Genomic DNA, 2,430 nt, shown 5'->3' with positions numbered 1-2,430 from the left:
GGCGGGCGGACCCGCCGGTACATCCGCACGGAGGCCGAGAGCATGAAACTCCGCTGCGAGCTCGACCGCGACTCCGGCGCGCGATAGTCCGGCCGATGACATGGATGAATCTTCGGGGGGCATGAGAGGCGTCTGGCTCGCGACCGCACTCGCCGCCCTCGCCGCCTGCGGGACGGCGTCCGCGGCGACCGCTCCCCCGACGCGTTACCAGGCCGACGGATTCGTGCTCGCCGACGCGCGACACGGCCCACAGCTCTGCGCCGGCGTCGCCTTCTCCATGCCGCCCCAGTGCGCCGGGCCCGACATCGTCGGGTGGGACTGGAACACGGTCGACCACGACGCCCAGGGTGGCGTGCGCTGGGGCGACTACCACGTGGTCGGCACCTGGGACGGCGAACGGCTCACGCTCACCGAGCCGCCTCGCCCCGCGAAACGCCCCGATGCCCCACCTGATCGGTCTGACTTCATCCCGTCACCGTGCCCGGAGCCGATCGGGGGATGGCGCCCGGTGGACCCGGCGAAGGCCACCGACCAGGCGATCGACGCCGCGATCGACCTGGCCAAGAAGATCCCCGGGTATGCGGGCGGCTGGCTGGACCAAAGCTACCTCGACGAGATCGAGGGCTACGATCCCCGCGACCCGATAGAGGGCTACGCCAACGACCCCGAACGGCTCGTGCTCAACCTGCGCTTCACCGGCGACCCGGCCGTGCACGAGCCTGCGATCCGCGAGGTGTGGGGCGGCGCGCTGTGCCTGAGCCACGCGGAGCAGACCAGGGCGAGACTGCACGCGATCCAGAAGCGGATCGAGAAGGAGATCAAGGGCCTGTACTCGATCGGGACGGACGAACTGAAGGATCACGTCGACGTCGGAGCCTGGGTGGTCACCGAGGAACTGCGCCGTGAGGTCGAAGAGCGGTACGGCAAGGGCCTGGTGGTCCTTCACAGCTTCCTCGAGCCGGTCGACGATTAGGGGCCCATGGACAGGGCGTCGCCGTCCGTCGAGGTCCAGCCGCAGGTCTCGGTACGGTCATCCGTACACGACAGCAGCCGCCAGGCGGCCGGATCCCAGGCGAAGATCGCATCCTGGCCATAGCGGCGCCCCAGGTAACGCGCGGCATCGTCGTCGAGGCCGACGATCGCGGCGCTCGGCTCGACGTGGAGCCGCGCGGCATCGCCGCCTCCGAAATCTCGTCCGGTTCGGCTGCCGGCCCTGTCACTCTGTCTCTCCGGTGAAGTCCGGCTCTCCGCCGATGTCCGGCACGCCATGGGGTTCGCGGCCCTCGTACGGCCAGGCCCGCGTCGGCGGCTGGATGAGGTGGACGAACAGGTCCACCGCGGACCGCTGAAGGAACGCGTTGACCGATTCGAGAGCGGCGTCCGGAGCGACCCGGGCGGCCGCATCGCGGGCCGCCCGTTCCACCATGCCGTAAATGCCGTCGCCGGCGGCAGCGACACAGTTCCACACGGTCATGGTCTTCACGGCCCGGTTCGCCACCTGTTCGGCGGCGTTGACGAGGGGGAATCCCTCCGCTCTGCCGGGGGCGCTGATCATGACCTTGCCGGACGCCTGCGCGGCCACCCCCGCCGCCCGCAGGGCCGTTCCGATATCCCGGACGGGTGCCAGGCGGCGGAGCCGCACCGCCTCGTCCTGCTGTCCGGCGGCCCGCATCCATGCCGCCAGGTAGGTCCGGACCAACCAGTCCTGCGCGAGGCGGACGCGGTCCCCGTCCCTGCCGTCATCGGCCGTTCCCGCGAGATGGGGAAGCACCGGGCGGAGCCGCAGGCAAAGCTCGTCGGGGAAGACGGCGTCGATCGCCTGCACGGCTGAACTCAGGACCGGCGAGATGTTGTGGACCGCGGCGTCGCGGAAGAAGTCGCGTTCGTAGGTCATGAAGGTCCTCTGGCTGTCAGGGGACCCCCTTACCGGGAGGGGCAGGGAGATCCGCGCTTGCCACTGCCGATGCCGGCAGCGGCCAGGTCTTCCCTGGAGGGCACCTTGCGCGGTGAGGCGAGGTTGCCAGCCGACGATCGTCCAGGGGCGCGATCGGCTTCGTGACCCAGCGCCCATCCTGACACACCAACCGTCTCCCCGTCCACCTCAAATACTCCGTGTATTTGATTCACTCTCACTACCGACAAACGTTCATCGCAGATCGACCTCGGCCCCGCGGTCGGTGAAGATGTCGAGCAGGTCTTGCAAGGTGATCGCCGGGCCCCAGGATCGCTGGTCGTAGGCCGGGCGGTCATAGCCCAGCACGAGGTGCCGACGGGCCACGTCGGCGTCGTGCCAGATGAGCCGGAACGGCGGCGCGGCCCCCCACTGGCCCCGCAGGCAGTCATCAAGCGCGGAAAGGTTCCAGCCGAAGTAGCCGCCGGGGCCGTTGATGGCCTCACCCAGAGCGCAGTAAAAGCCCTCGATGTCTGGCC

4 protein-coding genes and 1 riboswitch are annotated in these 2,430 nt (G+C 69.7%); of the genes, 1 reads left to right on the top strand and 3 read right to left on the bottom strand.

Features of this window, described 5'->3' with window-relative positions; all coding sequences use genetic code 11:
* The first annotated feature begins 121 nt into the window (after positions 1 to 121).
* Positions 122 to 973, top strand: a complete 852-nt coding sequence (locus Mth01_RS17530; protein ID WP_204016949.1) for a hypothetical protein — start codon at positions 122 to 124, stop codon at positions 971 to 973.
* On the opposite strand, the gene Mth01_RS30405 is transcribed toward Mth01_RS17530, so the two are convergent.
* From Mth01_RS30405 to Mth01_RS17520, 3 genes are all read right to left on the bottom strand, one after another.
* Positions 970 to 1,269 carry a DUF3293 domain-containing protein gene (locus Mth01_RS30405; RefSeq protein ID WP_407695954.1) on the bottom strand — a complete coding sequence of 100 codons (300 nt, stop codon included), beginning with the start codon at positions 1,267 to 1,269 and terminating at the stop codon, positions 970 to 972. The genes Mth01_RS17530 and Mth01_RS30405 overlap by 4 nt on opposite strands.
* Positions 1,217 to 1,894 (bottom strand): hypothetical protein, encoded by a 678-nt coding sequence (locus Mth01_RS17525; protein ID WP_204016948.1) that lies wholly within the window; start codon positions 1,892 to 1,894, stop codon positions 1,217 to 1,219. The genes Mth01_RS30405 and Mth01_RS17525 overlap by 53 nt, the downstream gene beginning before the upstream one ends.
* A 48-nt stretch (positions 1,895 to 1,942) precedes the next feature.
* Positions 1,943 to 2,061: riboswitch (SAM riboswitch) on the bottom strand.
* An 85-nt stretch (positions 2,062 to 2,146) separates the two neighbouring features.
* The coding region (locus Mth01_RS17520) for a barstar family protein (RefSeq protein ID WP_204016947.1) at positions 2,147 to 2,430 on the bottom strand (284 nt) is incomplete at its 5' end.

The organism is Sphaerimonospora thailandensis, from assembly GCF_016863115.1.
GTDB lineage: Bacteria > Actinomycetota > Actinomycetes > Streptosporangiales > Streptosporangiaceae > Sphaerimonospora > Sphaerimonospora cavernae.
The sequence above is the reverse complement of the archived record's forward strand: the minus strand, read 5'-3'. Positions and strand labels throughout refer to the sequence as shown.